This is a genomic window from Nocardia sp. NRRL S-836 (assembly GCF_001279525.1).
GTDB lineage: Bacteria > Actinomycetota > Actinomycetes > Mycobacteriales > Pseudonocardiaceae > Lentzea.
In genome coordinates this window covers 54951-73131 of the sequence record NZ_LGDY01000069.1, presented here as the reverse complement: position 1 = coordinate 73131, position 18181 = coordinate 54951, and the positions used below count along the sequence as shown (strand labels likewise).

Below are 18181 nucleotides of genomic sequence, written 5' to 3'. Positions count from 1 at the left end.
GCAGATCCCCTCGTCAGTGTTTCGGCTTGCCGAGCTCGGCGCGGAACAGGTCGAGCACGTTCGCGCCGAGCACCAGCGCGATGTCGTCATCGGGCCAGCCGCGTTCCAGCAGCGCCTCGGTCACCAGCGGCAGCCCGGCCGGTCCTTCGAGACCCGGCAGGAACCGGTCGGTGGGCACGCCCTCGATGAACTGCGTCTCGCAGCACGGGGGAGTGACGTCGGCCAGGACCTCCTTCACGAAGTCCGGTCCCAGCCCGACGTGCCGGATGCCCATCACGCCCGCGATGTGCTCGATGTGGTCGACCAGCCGCTCGATGCGGAAGTCGCTCTCGTGCAGGAACGGCGCGAAGAAGTTCACGCACACCACGCCGCCGTTCGCCGCGATGCCCCTCAGCTGCTCGTCGGTGAGGTTGCGGTGGTGGTCGCGCAACGCCCGTGCCGACGAGTGCGTCGCGATCACCGGCCGGGTCGCGAGCTCCAGCACGTGCTCGACACCGGCCACGCCCAGGTGGCTGACGTCGAACATCATCCCGAGCCGTTCCATCTCGGCCACGGCCGCGACGCCCGCCCTGGTCAGCCTGCTGCCGGAGGCGTCCTCGCCGCTGCCGTCGGCCAGCGCAGTGCGCCCGAAGTGCGCGAGCGATGCGACGCGCACGCCGAGGCGGAACAACGTCTCCAGCAGCTCGACGTCCTCACCGACGCCCGGCGCGCTTTCGAGTGCGAGCACGAGTGCGATCCGGTCGTCGGCCAGCGCGGCGTCGATGGCCGTGCCGTCGTGGCACAGCCGCACCTCGTCGACCTCGGCGATGCGGTGCGCGGCCTCGATCATCCGCAACGTCTGCCGCAGCGCGCCCTCCGGCCGGTACGCGTCGTCGATGAACACCGGCAGCACCTGGAGGTTCACCCCGCCGGCCCGCAGCTGCGGCAGCCAGCGCTCGCGGAAGTGCGGCACCCAGGCCTCGACCGGCCGGTGGACGATCGCGTCGAGCAGGTCGTTGTGCGTGTCGGCGACGACACTGCGGTCGTGCAGGTCCCTCACAGCGCCTCCAGCAGGCTGGTGTGCCGTGACGGCGCGGCCGCCAGCAGCTCACGGGTGTACTCGTGCCGCGGTTGTGCCAGCACCTGGTCAGCCGTTCCTTCCTCCACGAGCACGCCGTGGCGCATCACCGCGATGCGGTCGCTCACGTAGCGCACGACGGCGAGGTTGTGCGAGATGAACAACATCGAGAGCCCGAGCCGGTCCTGCAGCTCGCGCACCAGGTTCAGCACCGCGCCCTGCACCGACACGTCGAGCGCGGAGGTGATCTCGTCGGCGATGATCACCTCCGGCTGGCCGGCGAGCGCCCTGGCGAGCGCGACCCGCTGGCGTTGCCCGCCCGAGAGCCTGGCCGGCAGCGCGGTGGCACGGCCGGGGTCGAGGTGGACCAGCTCCAGCAGCCGGGCGACCTCGGCCCGCCGGTCGGTGCCCTTCGGCATGGCCTCGGCGATCGACTCGCCGATGCTCATCCGCGGGTCCAGCGACGAGTACGGGTCCTGGAACACCATCTGCAGGCCGCGTTCACGGCCGCGCAGCCGCCGGACGTCCACGCCGTCGAGCAGCACCCGGCCCGCGCTGGGGGCGACGAGGCCCACGGCGGTGGCGGCCAGCGTGGACTTGCCGGAACCGGACTCGCCGACCAGGCCGACGACCTGGCCCGCCGGCACGGTCAGGCTGATGTCGTCGACGGCCCGCAGGCCGGTGCGCTGGTGTCCGTAGTGGACGGTGACGCCCTCGAACCTCAGCTCGCTCACGCCGTGCCTCCCTGGTTCGCGCTGTCCGGCTCGCCGCCCGTGGCCACCAGCTCCGGTTCCACCCGCCAGCACGCCACCCGGTGGCCGGGATCGATTCCGGCCAGCACGGGTTCCTCGGTCCGGCACCGGTCGACGGCGAGCGCGCACCGCGGTGCGAACGGGCACCCCGCCGTGACCTCGCCCGGTTCCGGTGGCCGGCCGGGGATGACCGCGAGCGGCCGGTCGCGGTCGGTGTCCATGCTCGGCACCGCCGCCAGCAACGCCGTCGTGTACGGGTGGCGGGCCGCGGTGAACAGCTCCGCGGTCGGCAGCTCCTCGACGATCCGGCCCGCGTACATCACGAGCACCCGGTCGCAGGTCTGCGCGACGACGGTGATGTCGTGGCTGATCAGCAGCACCGCCGTCGACCGCTCGGCCCGGATGCGGGCCAGCAGCCGCAGCACCTCCCGCTGCACCGTCACGTCCAGCGCGGTCGTGGGCTCGTCGGCGATCACCAGCCGCGGGTCGCCCATCAGGCCCATCGCGATCATCGCCCGTTGCCGCATGCCGCCGGAGAACTCGTGCGGGTACTGCCGGGCGCGCTGCCCGGGCACCCGCACGGACTCCAGCCGCTCGACCGCCCGCTGCCACGCCGCCTTGCGCGAGAGGCCCTGGTGCTGCTCGGACACCTCGGCGAGCTGGCCGCCGATGCGCCGGGTCGGGTTGAACGAGGTCATCGGGTCCTGGAACACCATCGCGAGCGACGTGCCGAGCTCGCGGTCCGGCGTGCTCTCCACCGGCTTGCCCAGGAACTCCAGGCGGTCCGCCGTCACGACACCGGGCCGCTCGACCAGCCGGGACACCGCCAACGCGGTGAGGCTCTTGCCCGACCCCGACTCGCCGACCACGCCGACCATCTCGCCGTCGCGCACGGCGAACGACACCCCGCGCACCGGCGTGACCCAGCCGTTCGGGCCGGGGAACGACACCCGCAAGTTCCGCACGGTCAGCACGCCCTCGTCGGCCACGTCGTCCACAGTGGACGGAACCGTGAGCTTCCCGCGGCGCACCGCGGGCTGCCGGTGGCCCAGCACCGCCGCGGCCGCCTCGCCGAAGAGGTTGAACGCCAGCCCGGCGACGACCACGGCGACGGCGGGACCCAGCGCGGGCGCGGGGGAGATGTAGATCCGGTTGAGCCCCTCGCCGAGCAGCCGGCCCCAGTCGTAGGACGGCGCCTGCACGCCGATGCCCAGGAACGACAGCCCGGCGAACGCGGTCAGCGCCGACCCCGCCGCCAGCGTCGCGTTGATCACCAGCGGTTCCGCGATGTTCGGCAGCACGTGCCGCAACAGGATCCGGAACCGGCCGACACCGGCCACCCGTGCCGCCGCGATGTAGGACCGGCCGCTCACCGACGCGGCCAGCGTCTGGGTGAGCCGGGCGAACGACGGCGCGATGGCGAACGCGATCGCGAGCACCGCGCCCGTGGTCCCGGTGCCGAAGATGACCGCGAAGAACAACGCCAGCAGCAGACCGGGGAACGCCACGGCGATGTTCACCGCCGAGGTCACCAGCCGGCCGGCCCACCGGGGCAGCACCGCGGGCAGGGCACCGAGCACCACGCCCGACCCCACGCCGACCACGGTCGCGAGCAGCGCGAGCCCCACCGTGAGCCGGGTCGCGACCAGCACCCGGTAGAGGATGTCGCGCCCCAGCGCGTCGGTGCCGAGCGGGTGCGCGGCCGAGGAGCCCTGCTGCAACGCGTCGGTGTCGATCGCGCCCGCCTGCTCACCCCACAGCACCGGGGCGAACAGGGCCAGTCCCGCGAGCAGGACCAGCAGCACGGCGGACGTGGCACCGACCGGTGTGCGGGCGACTGCGAGCCAACGGCGCATTACGCCTCCCGGATCGTCGAACGGGGGTCGAGCAGGGCGAGCACCACGTCCACGGCCAGGTTCACCAGCAGCACACCGGTGCCGTAGACGAGCACGATGCCCTGCACGGCCGGGTAGTCCTTCTGCTGGATCGACCCGACGATCGTGGAACCCAGGCCCGGCCAGGCGAACACGTTCTCCACCAGCACGGTCCCGGCCACCAGCGCGGCGAGGATCATCGCGCCGAGCGTGAGCGTCGCGGTCAGCGCGTTGGGCAGCGCATGCCGCAGGTAGACCAGCCGCGCGGGCAACCGCTTCGCACGTGCGGTGCGCACGAAGTCGTTGCCCAGCACGGAAAGCAGCTCGACGCGCACCATCCGCGCCAGCACCGCCGCCGGGCCGAGCGCCAGCGCGAGCACCGGCAGCACCCACGAGCCCGCCGCGTCGTTGCCCGCCACCGGGAACCAGCCCAGCGTCACCGCGAACAGGCTGACCAGAGCGACCGCGAGCAGGAACTCGGGAATCGCCGCGATCACCACGCTCGCCGACGTGAACCCGAGCTCGCCACCGCGGCGGCGGCCGCCCTTGGTGAGCACCGCCATCACGACGCCCACCGGCACCGCCACCACGACGACGACCAGGAACGCCAGCAGCGCGAGCTGCACGGTCGCGGGCAGCCGGTCGCCGATCAGGTCCGCGACCGGCGTGCCGCTGACCAGCGACGTGCCGAAGTCGCCGCTGACCAGGTCGCGCAGGTAGTTCCAGTACTGCACGGGCAGCGGGTCGTCGAGTCCCAGCGCCTCCCGCCGCGCCGCCACGACCTCGGGCAGCGCGGTCATGCCGAGCGCCTCGCGCACCGGGTCGCCGGGGATCAGGTGGATCATCAGGAACGCGGCCGTCACCAGGGCCCACAGCGAGGTCGCGAACCGCAGCGCGCGCCGCCGCGCGAACGGTAGCCAGGAGGTGCCGCTCGACGCCGTCGTGGCCGTGGTCACGAGGCGAGCATCCGGATCGAGGTCGGGTCGATGCTCTCGTCCAGGGTGAACCGCGCGCCCTTGACGAACGTCGGCACCACGGCGTCGAAGTACGGCAGCAGGTCGGCGTTCTTGACCAGTGCGGCCTCGGCCCTGTTCCAGTTCTCGCAGCCCGCGCTGCCCGCCTTCGTGGCCGCGATCTTCGTCTGCTCCTCGAACTCGGGGTTGGTGATGTGGTTGAAGTTCACGCCCTGCGGCGGCACCGGACCGGACGCGAACGGCACCAGCTGGCTGGGCAGGCCGAGCGTCACCGGCGCCATCGACACGTCCCACGCGCCGGTGCCGAACAACGTCTGGTTGAGCCCGGCCGCGTCGACCGGCTGGATGGTCACCTGCACGCCGATCTCCTGCCAGGCCTTCTGGATCAGCTCGGCGGTCGCGGTCAGCGTCGGCCCGAGGACGGTCGGCTGCATCAGCCGGATCGTCAGCGGCCTGGTGTCCTTCGACCAGCCGGCGGCCTTCAGCGCGTTCTCGGCGGCGGCCTTGTCGTGCTTGGGGAGGTTCGCGGTCACGTTGTCCCCGGTGCACGGCCGGGGCTCGACCGTCACGAAGCTCTGCGACGGGCGGCCCTTGCCGCTGGTGAGCACCTTGCCGACCTGCGCGAGGTCGAGCGCCTGCAGGAGCGCCTTGCGCACCGCGGGGTCCTTGCCGGGCAGGCCATCGGCGTGGTTGAAGCCGAGCATTCCCAATGGGGTCGCGTAGTCGACGTGGTCGACCTTCTGCGCCAGCAGGCGTTCCTGGTCGGGGCCGGCGACCATGGCGGCGGTCAGCTGACCGGACAGCAACAGGTTGACCGCCGTGGTCTCGTTCGGGATCACCCGCAGGACGACCTTGTCCGGCAGGCCCTGCTGGTCCTTCTTCCAGTCACCGGGTCCCCACGCGAAGTCCTTGCGGCGCGTGAGGGTGTAGTGGTCGTTCGGCACGATCTCGGAGATCGTGAACATCCCGGTGCCCTGCTCGCCCTTCGCGAGCAACGACCGGTCGGCCATGCCCTTCGCGCAGACGATCGGCAGCGTGCCGACGTTGGTCAGCAGGAACGCGTCCGGCGCGCCGCTGGTGACGGTGATCGTGCGGGTGGCCTCGTCGGCGGTGGCCGTGGTGCCGGGCGCGACCTGCAGGCCCGCCAGCGGCGACTTGTTCTGCGGGTCGCCGACGAAGTTGATGTTCGCGGCGACGTCCGCGGCGGTGAGCGGCGTGCCGTCGGCGCACGTGACTCCGGACCGCAGCGTGAACGTCGCCTTGGTGACGTCGGCGTCCCACTTCTCGGCCAGGGCGGAGACGATCTCGCCCGACGAGGTGCGTCCGACGAGGCGGCCGTAGAGGAACCGGCCGACCTGGCGTGCGGAGGACAGCACCGTGAGCGCCGGGTCGAGGGAACCGGGGTCGGCGCCGACGGACAGCGTGAACGTCCTGCCCTCGGCCAGGCCACCGGAGCCGGTGCTGCCTGATCCGCAGCCGGCCACGACCAGTGTGCTCGCGGCGAGTAGGGCGACCGTGCGCTTCATGAGGTGCTCCGGAGGTGGTCGACGGCGAGACGTCCGGCGCGGCCGATCACCGCGTCGACTGCGGGCTGGCGCGGGACGACGGAGTCCGCGCGGGTGAACACGGCGACGGCGTAGGCGCGGCCGTCGGGGTAGGTGACGACACCGGCCTCGTTGCGCACGCTGGGCAGCGTGCCGGTCTTGGCGGCGACCTGGACGTCGGCGGGGAAGCCGGAGCTCAGCCGGTGCGGCCACACCTGCTGGGCCATGATCGCCCTGACCTGTGCGCACGCCTGCGGTGCGGCGGCGCGGTCGGTCCAGATGGCGTCGAGCAGCGTGGTGATCTCCCGCGGTGTGGAGGAGGTGGTGCGCTCCGGGTCCACTATGGACAGCTTCTGGACCACGTCCCAGCTGGGTGCTTCGAGCACGGCCTCGGCGTCCTGCGCGCTCGTGGCGAGGTCGGCGGTCATCGAGGCGAACAGGTCCTCGCAGCAGCCCATGATCCGGGTGCGGTGCAGGCCCAGGTGCGCGAGCACGGCGTCGACGGCGGCCTGGCCGACGCGGTGGAAGATCACGTCGGTGGCGGCGTTGTCGCTCATCGTCATCATGAACAGCGCGAGGTCGCGCCAGCTCATCTCGACGTCGTCGGCGCACCCGGCGGTGCCGATGCCGCCGATGCGGTACCGGGACGTGACCCTGGTGCGCTCGGTCTCGTCGAGCCGTCCGGCGGCGACCTCGGCGGCGTAGGCGACGGCCACCGGGATCTTGAACACCGACGCGAGCACGACCTGGTCGTCCGCGCCCACGGCCACCTCGGGCCCGTTCGCCACACCGATCTCGCGGGCGTGGACGAACCCCTCCGCGCCCGCCGCGGCGAACGCCTCCCTGATCGCGCCGGTCACGGGGCCACCCGCCGGTCGGCGCGGCCGGTGTGCAGGAACAGCGCCCGGCCCTCGCCGTCGTCGCCGACGAACGCGTGCGGGAGGTAGACGCCGAGCGCCGGCTCCGCGGCGACCAGGGTGTCGCCGTCCCACGGGAACAGCTCGGTGCGGCCGGCCCGTTCCGGGCTGATCTCGGCCATGATGCCCTTGGGCACCACCTCCATCCAGATCCGGCCGTCGTCGTCCTGCGTCACGACGCGATCGCCGACCGAGGAGGTGTAGGTGCCGACGTACCGCGTGCCGTCGAGCCGCTCGCGAGTCTGCGCGGGCTCGGGCATGGCGGCCAGCTCGACGCCGGTGAGCTCGCGCAGCACGTGGCCGACGACCTCCCGGTACAGCTCCAGCGCGTTGCCGCCGTTGGTCAGCAGCGCGACGGCGACGCCGTGCTCCGGCACCAGGCGCAGGAAGGCGCTCTGCCCGATCGTGCCGCCGTCGTGGCCGATGACCGTCGCCTGCGGGTAGTGGAACAGTTCCCAGCCCAGGCCCCAGGTGTCGCCCATCAGCGCGAGCTTCGGCACTTCGACCTGCACCTGCCGCATGGCCTCGACGCTCTCCGGCGAGAGCACCCTGGTGCCGTCCGCCGCGACGCCGCCGTTCATGTGCATCCGCGCGAACGTGAGCAGGTCGCGCGGACTGAGCGCGAGCATCGAGCCGGCCGGGGCGTTGGAGCGCACGAGCGACCACACCGGTGCCAGCTGCGGGCCCTGCTCGGGGTCGTGCGTGAGGTGCCCGGCAGCGGCCCGGAACATGATCGCCTCGTAGGCGTCGGCCGCAGCGTGGGTCAGGCCCAGCGGTGCGAACAGGTGCTCGCGCAGGCAGTCGTCGTAGGCCTTGCCGCGCACCGCCTCCACGACCCGGCCGAGCACGGTGTAGGCGGCGTTGTTGTAGCTGAACATCTCGCCCGGCGCGAAGAGCTGGGGCGTGTCGTGCAGCGTGGCGACGTACTTCTCCACGCAGTCGTCGCCGCGGCCGGTGTCGGTGAACAGGTCGCCCTCGAAGCCCGACGTGTGGTTCATCAGCTGTCGCACGGTGATCCGCTGCGCCGCCTCCTCGTCGGCGATGCGGAACTCCGGCAGGTAGGTGCGCACCGGTGCGTCGAGGTCGACGAGGCCCTCGTCGACGAGCTGCATGGCGAGCGTCGTCGTCCAGACCTTGGTGATGGAGCCGATCTGGAACACCGAGTCGGTGGTGGCCTCCACACCGGTGTTCCGGTTGAGCACCCCGGCGGCGGCCTCGGCCAGCTCGTCGCCGGCGACGACGGCGGCGGCCGCACCCGGCACGCCGTGCCGTTCGACCAACTCGGGCAGGTTCTGCCGCAACCAGTCGTTGATCTCGTTCAGCCTGGACATGCGCGCGCCCCATCCCGTCGACGTGACTCCGGTCACGGGCAACGCTAAGGTCGGCGCCCCCGTGGCCACCTCGTCCGCGCCGACGAATCTGACGGTGCCGATTCGTCCGCGCCGACGAACCGCGTCCGGGGTGGAGCAGGCTCTACCCCGGGCCGGGCAGTCTGCGTGATCGTTTCGGGTGGGGTGCCGAACCTAGGTTTCTCCTCAGTGAGCTTGGACCTACCGAGGAGAACGTGATGAGGGCAGACGCGCTGTCGCTGCAGGCGGTGCGCAAGGTGTACGGCACCGGGGGTGGTGCGGTCACCGCGCTGGACGAGGTGACCGTCGCCATCCGGCGCGGCACCTTCACCGCCGTGATGGGGCCGTCGGGCTCGGGCAAGAGCACGTTCCTGCACTGCGCGTCGGGCATGGACAAGCCGACCTCGGGACGGGTGCTGCTGGGCGAGACCGACCTGGGCGGGCTCAAGGAGGCCGCGCTCACGAAGGTGCGCCGCGACCGGATCGGGTTCATCTTCCAGGCCTACAACCTGCTGCCGTCGCTGACGGTCGAGCAGAACATCACCCTGCCGCTGCGCCTGGCCGGTCGCACGACCGACCGCCAGTGGCTGCGCGAGGTCGTCGAGCGGGTGGGGCTCGGTGACCGGCTCGGCCGCCACCCGGCCGAGCTGTCGGGCGGCCAGCAGCAACGGGTCGCGATCGCCCGCGCGTTGATCGCCCGGCCGGAGGTCGTGCTGGCCGACGAGCCGACCGGCGCGCTGGACTCCCGCACGGCGCACCAGGTGCTGACCCTGCTGCGGTCCATTGTGGACGTGATGGGGCAGACGGTGCTGATGGTGACGCACGACCCGGTCGCGGCCTCGGCCGCGCACAGCGTGCTGTTCCTGGCCGACGGACGGCTGGCCGGCGAGCTGGTCGCGCCGACGCCGGAGAAGGTCGCCGAGCGCATGACGCACCTCGGGGAGTGGTGAGCCGTGCTGATCCTGGCCTGGCAGACCGTCAAGGCCCGCACGAGCGGGTTCGTCGGTGCCTTCATCGCCGTCCTGTGCGGCACGGCGCTGGTCGCGGCGTGCGGCATCCTGATGGAGTCCGGGTTGCGCGGTGGCGTGCCGACCCAGCGGTACGCGGCGGCCGACGTCGTGGTCAGCGGTGACCGCACCGTCCGTCCGCCGGGAGGGGACATCCTGTCGTTCGAGCACGCCAGCGAGCAGCCGCCGGTCCAGGCGGAGCTGGTCTCGAAGATCAAGGCGGTGCCGGGGGTGCGGGCCGCCGTGCCGGAGCAGACGTTCCCGGCCACGGTCGTCGGTGCCGACGGCCAGGTGCTCGCGGACAAGCCGTCCTTCGGCCACAACTGGAGCTCCGCGGTGCTCGCGCCGTTCACGTTGACGCAGGGCCGTGCTCCGGCGGCGGCCGACGAGGTCGTGCTCGACGCGGGACTGGCCGCGCGGGCGGGGGACAGGGTGCGGATCGCGACCCGGTCCACGCCCGTGACCTACCGGGTCGTCGGGGTCGCGCAGGGCGTCGGGTCGCGGCAGGCGTCGGTGTTCTTCAGCGACGCCAAGGCCGACGAGCTGGCCGCGCGGCCCGGCAAGGTGAGCGCCGTCGGCGTAATCGGTGGTGACGGGTCCGCCGGTCTCGCCGACCGGGTCGAGGACGCGCTGGCCGCCGACCACGTCACGGTGTCGACCGGTGCCGACCGCAGCGCCGCCGAGTTCGACGACGTCAGCCAGACCAAGTCGATCCTGGCCCTGATCGCGGGCTCCTTCGGCGGCTACGCGGTCCTGGTGGCCATCTTCGTCGTCGCCAGCACGCTCGCGCTGGCCGTGGAGCAACGCCGCCGCGAGTTCGCCCTGCTGCGGGCCGTCGGTGCGACCCCGCGCCAGGTCCGCAAGCTGATCGGCATCGAGACCCTCGTGGTCGCCGCGGTCGCCGGCGTGCTCGGCAGCCTGCTGGGCATCCTGGTCAGCAAGGGTCTGCGCGGCGCGTTCGCCGACATCGGCGTGGTCCCCGCGGACTTCGAGCTGACGATCAGCCCGCTGCCGCTGGCCGCCGCGCTGCTGATCGGTCTCGGCGCCGCCCGTGTCGCCGCGTGGAGCGCGTCGCGGCGGCCGTCCTCGATCAACCCGGTCGAGGCGCTGGGCGAGGCCTCCCTGCAGAAGCGCGAAGCCGGGCGGATCCGCTTGGCGATCGGCTGGGCCACCCTGGCCCTCGGCGTGGGCGCGACCGCGCTGCCGCTGTTCCTGCGTGGCCAGCTCGGCGCGGCGATGTCGGTGATGGCCGCACTGGTGATCATCATCGGGTTGGCGCTGGTCGGTCCGAAGGTGGTGGGCCGCATGATCGCGGTGGCCGCACCCGTGCTCGGCCGGGTCTCGCGGGTGAGCGGGCACCTGGCCGCCGCCAACGCGGTGAAGAACTCCCGGCGCGTGGCCGCCGCGGTGACGCCGTTGATGCTCGCCATCGGGTTCGCCGTCGTGAACTTCTACAGCCAGACGACGTTCACCGCCGCCGTGAACCAGGAATCGGCGCGCTCGATCACCGCCGACCAGGTCGTCACCGGTGCCGCAGGGGTGCCGGCCGAGCTCACCGGTGCCGTCCGGACGCTGCCGGGCGTGACCGGCGTGACGCCCCTGGTGCGCACCGAGGTGATCACCGCCAGCAGGAGCGGCGAGAGCGTGGAGGTCAACCGCGGCCCGGCCCACGGCATCGACGGCGACGCCGCGGTCGACCTCGGGATCACCGGCGGCAGCGTCAAGGACCTCACCACGGGCACCGTGGCGCTGAGCGACACCTACGCGTACTGGAACGACAAGAAGATCGGCGACACCGCCGAGTTCTGGTTCGCCGACGGGCAACCGGCCCGGCTGAAGGTCGTGGCGACGTTCAAGCACGACCTCGCGTTCGGCGACCACGTGATGTCCGCCGCCGACGCCCGTGCCCACACCAACGCCGGCATGGACAGCGCGGTGCTGGTGCGGACCACCGACCCGGCCCGGCTGAACGAGCTGATCGGCCGCTATCCGGGCCTGGGCGTCACCGCGGCGCTCGGCGGGCCGGACCGCAGCGACCAGCGCACCCAGTTCCTGCTGAACCTGGTCGCCGTCGGCGTGATCCTCGGCTACGTCGCGATCTCGGTGTCGAACACGCTGGTGATGTCCACGGCGCAACGCCGCCGCGAGTTCGCGTTGCTGCGCCTGGTCGGCACCGGCCGGCGCCAGGTCGTGCGGATGATGCGGGCGGAGGCGCTGCTCACCGTCGGGATCGCCGTCGTGCTCGGGACGCTGGTGTCCGCGGTGCCGCTGGGCCTGCTGGCCATCGGTCTCACCGGCACCCCGCTGCCCTCCGGACCGGTCTGGGTGTTCCCGGCCGTGCTCGCCGGTGCCGCCTTGCTGGGCACCGTCTCCATCGCGGTGGCGACCCGGTTGTCGTTGCGCAGCAAGCCGATCGACACCATCGGCATGCGGGAGTGACGATCGGTAGGCTCGGCCGGGTGCGCATGCTCTTCTCGTGCCGCCCGGCCTACGGGCACCTGTTCCCGCTGGTCCCGCTCGCCAGGGCGGCGCGTGCGGCCGGTCACGAGGTCGTGTTCGCGACCGGCCCGTCGTTCGTGGGAACGGTGCGGGGCCTCGGTTTCACCGCCCACCCGGCCGGGATCTCGGTCGCGGAGGCGGAGACCGAGGCCCGCCGGCGGCTCGGGAACGCGGACGTCGTCACGCTGATGATCACGATGTTCGCCGACGTGCTGCCGCGGGCGACGGTCGCGGACCTCACGCCCGTGATGCGGCAGGTCAAGCCCGACCTGGTGGTGTACGAGCAGAGCGACGTCGGTGCCGCGAAGGTCGCGCGGGAGGCCGGGATCCCGGCCGTGTCGCACGTGATCGGCCGGTCGATGCCGCCGGAGGTCCAGGCGGCCGCCGCGGACGCGATGGCGTGGCTGTGGGACGGCACGGCGCCGGCCGACCCGGTGCTGGGCGACACGGCGGTCGACCTCTGGCCGGACGCCGTGCGGGACCCGGTCGTGGCGGCGCTGCCGACGGTGTTGCGGCAGCGGCCCACCGCGTTCGACCCGGACGTGCCGATGCCGGCGGTCGACGCGGCGAAACCGCTGGTGCACCTCACTCTCGGCACGGTGGCGTTCGGCAACACCGAGGTGCTCGGGGCGGCGGTCGACGGGCTGGCCAGGCTGCCGGTCACCGTCCTGGTCGCCGTCGGTCCCGGTGACCCGGCGCTGCTGGGCGAGGTGCCGGACCCGGTGCACGTGGCCGGGTTCGTGCCGCAGGCGCGGGTGCTGCGGCGGGCCGCACTGGTCGTGCACCACGGGGGCACCGGCACCGTGCTCGGGACGCTGGCGGCGGACCTGCCGCAGCTGGTGCTGCCGCAGGGCGCCGACCAGTTCGTCAACGCCGACGCGCTGGCCGGGGCAGGGGCGGGCGCCAAGCTCGTCGGACCGGAGATCACCGCCGCCGCGGTCACCGAGCGGGCCCGCCACCTCCTGCACGACCCCGCCGCGCGGGAGGTCGCCGAGAAGGTGGCGGGGGAGATCGCGCAGCTGCCCGAGCCCGCCGCGGTCGTCAGGCAGCTGGCCGCGCTGGTGTCTTGGCCGCAGGCTTCACCTCGGGCTGCAGGTCCATGCCGGCGGGCAGCGAGGCGCGGTAGATCGGCATCGCCGCGGCGGTCGTCACGATGGCGACCGCCACCAGGATCGCGAACATCTCCGGTGTCACGAGGTCGTACGCGAGCCCGATGTTGATGAAGATCAGGATCATCAGCCCGCGCGCGTTCATCAGCCCGCCGACGGCGGAGGCGTAGCGCCACGAGAAGCCCTGGGCGCGCACCACCAGCCCGCAGCCCAGGTACTTGCCGGCGAACGCGACCAGCATGACCACGGCGAGCTGCCACCACAGCCGGCCACCCGAGCCGAACCCGGAGACCTGGGTGTTGAGGCCGCTGAACGCGAAGAACACCGGCAGCAGCAGGATCGAGTTGAGGTCGGTGAGCTTCGTTTCGAGCTCGTGCCGCAGCACCGCCGTCTTCGGCATCGCCAGTCCGGTGATGAACCCGCCGAACACCGAGAACACGCCGATCCAGTCGGTGAACCAGCCGGCCACCAGCACGACCAGCAGGATCACCGCCATCGCGTCGCGGCTGAGCTTGCCCTCGCGTTCGGCCCGCTCACCCAGCTTCGCGAGCAACCTGCGGCCGATCGTGAGCATCAGCACCGCGAACACCGCCGCGCCGAGGATCGTGCGCAGCGCACCGCCAGGGCTGCCGGACGCGCCGACCGCGATGATCAGCGCGAGGAACGCCCACGCCACCGCGTCGTCGATCGCCGCGGCCACCAGCGTCAGGCCGCCGATGGGGGTGTTCGCGATCCCGCGTTCCTGCAGGATCCTGGCCAGCATGGGGAACGCGGTGATGGACAGCGCGCCGCCGACGAACAGCATGAACACCCACAGGCTCGACCCCTGCGGTGCCAGCGAGTCGAAGAAGACCATCGCCGCACCCGCGCCGAGCAGGAACGTGGGCACGATGCCGGACACCGCGAGCACGGAAGCCCTGCGCGCGTTGGGTCCCGTGGTGAGCTTGTGGTCCAAAGAGGACCCGACGAGGAACATGTAGAACGTCAGCCCGATCGTGCTCAGCACGTAGAGCGTGCCCTTGACGTCGGCGGGGAAGAGCTGGGCCTGCACGCCGGGGGCGACGGCACCGAGCAGCGCCGGTCCCAGCAGCACCCCCGCGACCATCTCGCCGACGACCCTGGGCTGCTTGACCAGCATGGCGAGCCGCCCGCACACCGTGGTCGCGGCCAGCACGACGGCGAGCGCGGCGAAGACCTGCAACGCGAAGTGGATCTGGTTCACCGGGGATCTCCTGGAGGTTGGTGCCGGACCGGGCAACCCTGCGGTTCGTGCGTCTCGAAGTACCGCCCGGCCGGCCGCAGCCGGTGGGCGTGCAGCACCATCGCGGTGCCGAGCACGAGCTGGACGACGCTGCGCCAGACGTCCTCCCAGCGGTCCCGCACGCGCAGCCACGCGAGCCGCAGGCGTGGGGTCGAGCCGTCGCCCACCAGCAGGCACGGTCCGCGGCTGGGCAACGACCTGGTGTGCGTGACCGAGGAGTGCGGCCGCACCCGGCGCAGCACCTCGCGGGTCGCGGCCCGCATCGCGATGGGCGAGAGCCGCCACGCCGGGCACGGCCGGTTCGCGGCGACACCGAACGGGATGTGGTGGGCGCCGCGGGCCGCCGTGCGTTCCCAGCGGCCCGGGTCGAACACCTCGGGGTCCGCGTAACCGGTGGCGTGGTAGGCCGGGTAGTTGAAGCACAGCACCGAACCCGCCGGGAACGTCGTCCGCTCGTCGAGCGTGATGTCGGCGGTCGTGATGCGGTGCGCGATGCCGAACAGCGGGTACAGCCGGAACGTCTCGTCCAGCACGTGCGCGAAGTACCGGTCGTCGGCGGGGTGCTCCGCCAGCCGGGCCGCGACGGACGGGTGTTGCGCCAGCGCCAGCAGCAGGTGGGCCATCGCCTCCGACATCTGCACGACGGCGGTGTTGAAGTAGGTGCCCTGCAGGTAGTGCACCTGCTCGGTCGGCGACAGCGTGGCGGGCAACGGGTGCCGGACGTCCGCGAGCCGCCCGGCCAGGTAGCGGGTCAGGCGGGCGCGCCGGGCGGGGTGGCGCAGACCCGTGCACTTCAACGAGGACACCACATCGTCGGCGTGCCCGACGATCAGGTCACGGGCCGCGCGTGGACAGGGCTCGCCGAACACCAGCTCGTAGAAGTACTCCGCCCACACCGGCATCATCAGCTCGCGCAGCCGCACGTGCGTGACCGGCCCGGTCAGCACCTCGTCGAGGACCTTGGCGGTGCACCGGGTCGCCGCCTCCGCCAGCTCACTGCCCGGCCCGGCCAGGAACGCACGGGTCGTGCGGGCCACGTCGTCGTAGCGCGGCCCGTCCTCCAGGTGTTCCTGGTGCACCTCGGGGCCGGGGGAGAGCCAGTACCAGAACAGGTCTGACAGCCCGGCGCCCCGGCTGCGGCCGTTCGCGGCGGGGTGGCTGTAGAGCTCCTGGAACCGGTCCGGCCCGACCTGCTCGTTCGGGAACGTGATCGCGTTGTCGCCGTTGACCTTCTCGAACACCTTGACCCGCAAGGCGACCACCCGCGCGGGCAACCAGCTCAGCACCGGGCCACCACCATGTCCCTGGTCAGCTCTCCGCCGCACAGCGCGAGAACGTGCTCGAACTCGTCGCGCAGCACGCCGAGCACCCGGCGCACCCCCGCCTCGCCGTCCGCCGCCAGCCCCCACAGCACCGGCCGGCCGATGCCGACCGCCGAGGCGCCCAGGGCCAGCGCCACGGCGATGTCACCGCCGCCGCGGACACCGCCGTCGAGCACCACCGGGAGCTGACCGGCGACCGCGTCGACCACGGCGGGCAACGCGTCCACCGCCGCGGGGACGAGGTCGAGCTGACGGCCGCCGTGGTTGGACACGAAGATCCCCGCCACGCCGTGCGCGACCGCGAGCGCCGCGTCCGCCGGGTGGAGGATCCCCTTGAGCCACACCGGAAGTGACGTCGACGCGCGCAACCGGTCGACGTCCTCCCACGTGAAGGCCGCCATCTCGATGTCCCGCACGCCGGTGACACCGGCCAGGTCGCGCATGTTCTCCGCCGCCAGCCCGGCCGGGAGGTCGTGGAAGCCGTGCTGGAGGTCCCTGCGGTGCCGGCCGAACACCGGCGAGTCGACCGTCACCACGAGCGCGGCGCAGCCGGCCCGTTCGGCCCGCCGCACCAGCTCACCGGTGACGGCGGGGTCGGGTTGCAGGTACAGCTGGAACCACACCGGCCCGGTCGCGGCCGCCACCACCTCGGCGATCGGCACAGTCGAGGCCATGCTGGACACCAGGACCGATCCCTCGGCGGCCCGTGCCGTGGCCAGCTCACCGTCGGGGTGGGCCAGCCGGTGGAACGCGGTCGGCGCGACCAGCACCGGGAACGTGGTACTGCCCAGGGTGCCGCGCAGCACCCTGGGCAGCAGGGCGAGCCGGGCGAACGCGGCCTCGTTGTCCGCGAGCACGACCTCGTTCCCGACCCCGCCCGCGAAGAAGTCGTAGTGGATGGGGTCGAGCACCGCGCGTGCCTTGTCGTGCAGGTCCGCGAGCAGGGGGTTCACTTGGCGGACGCTCCGAGGAACCTCGTCAGCGGCGCCCGGTGCACCTCGTCGCTGTCCCACTCGTTCTCGAGGTTCTCGGTGAGGTGGTGCTCGCCGAGCAGCTCACCGGCGCGGAACCGGCGCACGACCGGGTGCAGGTAACGGCCGTCGAGCCCGCTGGTGTCGTCCTGCGGCGTCCGGCCGGCGGTGATGTCGAACGGGTTGATCTTGTCGTGGTCGGCGCCGTACTCCAGCGTCACCGTCAGGTACGACGCCACGTCACCGAAGTCGCCGCGCGCCACCGCCTCGTGCAGGTGGTCGACCGGCACCTCCTCGGCGTAGCGGACCGTGCCGTCGGAACCGAACAGCACCGCGTCCGCCATGAACGTGAACAGCTGCCACAGCGCGGAGGTGCGGTTGACCCGCTCGATGATCGCCTCGGTGACGCCGTCCGGCGTGAGCTCGCGGCTGGGCCAGTCCACGCCGTGGTAGCGGTGCTCGGTGATCCGGTGCAGCGCGCGCACGCCGTAGCGGAAGCCGTGGATGAACCCGCTGGTGGACTTCTTGAAGTCCCTGGCCTGGGTGATCGTGCCGGCGAAGAACAGGTCGGGCACGTTCACCGACTCCCACGCCGCGGTCTGGTCGGGGAAGCGGTCCTTGATCGTGAGCTGCGGCCGGCACTCCGGTGCGAAGATCGAGGCGTCGAACCGGAAGCCGGTCGCGAGGACGACCCGGTCGTAGCGGATCTCCTTGACCACCTCGTTCACCCGCTGGAAGCTGACCTTGACGTAGAAGTCGTCGCCTTCGCGCCGGATGCCCGCGATGTGCCCGTCCAGCACCGCGTTCTGCGACTTGAGCTGGTAGGTGTCGAGGAAGTTGTTGTTCACCGCGCGCAGGTGGCCGACGAAGTGCGTCTGCCAGGCCAGCTTCAGCGAGCCGGGGCCGGCGACGTGGATGACCGCCGCGGTCTCGACCAGGTTGTCCGCGGTCTCGAACGCCGAGTTCCCGCGCCCGATGATCAGCACCCGCTGCCCGGTGAAGTCGGCCGGGTCGACCGACACGTCGCAGTACGGCTCGGCGTGCTCGACGCCGTCGATGTCGGGGATGTACGGCTGGGAGACGCCGGTGGCGACGATGAGGCGTTTCGCGCGGTAGCCGGTGCCGTGCTGGTCGCGCAGCACGAAGTCGTCCGGCCGGGTCACCGAGACGACAGTGGTGTCGTAGCGGATCGGCAGGTCGTTCTTGACCGCGAAGTCGCCCAGGTAGCGGACCATGTCGTCGGCGCCGGGGAAGTAGCGCGGGGTGTAGGCGGTGAACAGCAGCTCGGGGTCGTCGCTGAGCAGCGAGTTCCAGTCGGTGCGCAGGTTCAGCTCCGGGTCGTCCCAGCCGGTGTGCACCTTGTTGATGGAGATCAGCATGCGGTGGCGCGGGAAGCGGGTGAAGAACGTGCCCGCCGCGGCACCGGCCTCCAGCACCAGGTGGTCGCGCCCTGCCTGCTTGAGCAGGTACGAGGCCTGCAGACCGGCCGGACCGGCGCCGATGACGAGATACTCGGTGGAAACCTCGCTGGACAAGGCGTTCTCC

Annotated in this window: 13 protein-coding genes and 1 pseudogene; 3 read left to right on the top strand and 11 right to left on the bottom strand. The window is 72.3% G+C overall.

Annotated elements, in window-relative coordinates; all coding sequences use genetic code 11:
• Window positions 1–13 precede the first annotated feature (13 nt).
• From ADL03_RS08165 to ADL03_RS08135, 7 genes are read right to left on the bottom strand one after another with little or no spacing between them, the layout of a single operon-like run.
• The gene (locus ADL03_RS08165) at window positions 14–1039 is read right to left on the bottom strand and encodes a dipeptidase (RefSeq protein WP_053732748.1); all 1026 of its coding nucleotides are present in this window, start codon (window positions 1037–1039) and stop codon (window positions 14–16) included.
• Window positions 1036–1791 carry an ABC transporter ATP-binding protein gene (locus tag ADL03_RS08160; RefSeq protein WP_053732747.1) on the bottom strand — a complete coding sequence of 252 codons (756 nt, stop codon included), beginning with the start codon at window positions 1789–1791 and terminating at the stop codon, window positions 1036–1038. The genes ADL03_RS08165 and ADL03_RS08160 overlap by 4 nt, the downstream gene beginning before the upstream one ends.
• A complete protein-coding gene (locus ADL03_RS08155; protein ID WP_053732746.1) occupies window positions 1788–3665 on the bottom strand; it encodes a dipeptide/oligopeptide/nickel ABC transporter permease/ATP-binding protein in 1878 nt (625 codons plus the stop codon). Before ADL03_RS08155 ends, ADL03_RS08160 begins: the two co-directional genes overlap by 4 nt.
• Window positions 3665–4639, bottom strand: coding sequence for an ABC transporter permease (locus tag ADL03_RS08150; RefSeq protein ID WP_053732745.1), 975 nt, complete (start codon window positions 4637–4639; stop codon window positions 3665–3667). The genes ADL03_RS08155 and ADL03_RS08150 overlap by 1 nt, the downstream gene beginning before the upstream one ends.
• Window positions 4636–6183, bottom strand: a complete 1548-nt coding sequence (locus ADL03_RS08145) for an ABC transporter substrate-binding protein (RefSeq protein WP_053732744.1) — start codon at window positions 6181–6183, stop codon at window positions 4636–4638. Before ADL03_RS08145 ends, ADL03_RS08150 begins: the two co-directional genes overlap by 4 nt.
• Window positions 6180–7061 (bottom strand): serine hydrolase, encoded by an 882-nt coding sequence (locus ADL03_RS08140; RefSeq protein WP_053732743.1) that lies wholly within the window; start codon window positions 7059–7061, stop codon window positions 6180–6182. The genes ADL03_RS08145 and ADL03_RS08140 overlap by 4 nt, the downstream gene beginning before the upstream one ends.
• On the bottom strand, window positions 7058–8449 hold the full coding sequence (locus ADL03_RS08135) for a serine hydrolase (protein ID WP_053732742.1): 1392 nt from the start codon (window positions 8447–8449) through the stop codon (window positions 7058–7060). Before ADL03_RS08135 ends, ADL03_RS08140 begins: the two co-directional genes overlap by 4 nt.
• A 236-nt stretch (window positions 8450–8685) precedes the next feature.
• Between ADL03_RS08135 and ADL03_RS08130 the strand changes: the two genes are divergently transcribed.
• The 3 genes and pseudogenes from ADL03_RS08130 to ADL03_RS50730 all read left to right on the top strand — a co-directional run.
• Complete coding sequence (locus ADL03_RS08130; protein WP_053732741.1) at window positions 8686–9417, top strand: ABC transporter ATP-binding protein; 732 nt, start codon at window positions 8686–8688, stop codon at window positions 9415–9417.
• A 3-nt stretch (window positions 9418–9420) separates the two neighbouring features.
• Window positions 9421–11913 (top strand): FtsX-like permease family protein, encoded by a 2493-nt coding sequence (locus tag ADL03_RS08125; RefSeq protein ID WP_082372975.1) that lies wholly within the window; start codon window positions 9421–9423, stop codon window positions 11911–11913.
• Between the two features lie 26 nt (window positions 11914–11939).
• Window positions 11940–12974 (top strand): annotated as a pseudogene (locus tag ADL03_RS50730) (glycosyltransferase); the annotation flags it as partial.
• A 40-nt stretch (window positions 12975–13014) separates the two neighbouring features.
• Here the strand turns inward: ADL03_RS50730 and ADL03_RS08115 are convergent.
• The 4 genes from ADL03_RS08115 to ADL03_RS08100 are packed head-to-tail and all read right to left on the bottom strand — an operon-like array spanning window position 13015 to window position 18171.
• Window positions 13015–14304: a cation:proton antiporter gene (locus ADL03_RS08115; RefSeq protein WP_053732739.1), complete on the bottom strand. Its 1290-nt coding sequence runs from the start codon at window positions 14302–14304 to the stop codon at window positions 13015–13017.
• Entirely contained in the window at window positions 14301–15629 is a 1329-nt protein-coding gene (locus ADL03_RS08110) for a cytochrome P450 (protein WP_053732738.1), read from the bottom strand. Before ADL03_RS08110 ends, ADL03_RS08115 begins: the two co-directional genes overlap by 4 nt.
• Entirely contained in the window at window positions 15623–16618 is a 996-nt protein-coding gene (locus tag ADL03_RS08105) for an alpha-hydroxy acid oxidase (protein ID WP_053732737.1), read from the bottom strand. The genes ADL03_RS08110 and ADL03_RS08105 overlap by 7 nt, the downstream gene beginning before the upstream one ends.
• Window positions 16615–18171 carry an NAD(P)-binding domain-containing protein gene (locus tag ADL03_RS08100; RefSeq protein ID WP_082372988.1) on the bottom strand — a complete coding sequence of 519 codons (1557 nt, stop codon included), beginning with the start codon at window positions 18169–18171 and terminating at the stop codon, window positions 16615–16617. The genes ADL03_RS08105 and ADL03_RS08100 overlap by 4 nt, the downstream gene beginning before the upstream one ends.
• Window positions 18172–18181 lie beyond the last annotated feature (10 nt).

What these genes read in the sequence shown, in the direction of transcription:
- ADL03_RS08155 (WP_053732746.1), bottom strand. Translation starts at nt 3,665, where the DNA reads ATGCGCCGTTGGCTCGCAGTCGCCCGCACACCGGTCGGTGCCACGTCC.
- ADL03_RS08135 (WP_053732742.1), bottom strand. Translation starts at nt 8,449, where the DNA reads ATGTCCAGGCTGAACGAGATCAACGACTGGTTGCGGCAGAACCTGCCC.
- ADL03_RS08145 (WP_053732744.1), bottom strand. Translation starts at nt 6,183, where the DNA reads ATGAAGCGCACGGTCGCCCTACTCGCCGCGAGCACACTGGTCGTGGCC.
- ADL03_RS08130 (WP_053732741.1), top strand. Translation starts at nt 8,686, where the DNA reads ATGAGGGCAGACGCGCTGTCGCTGCAGGCGGTGCGCAAGGTGTACGGC.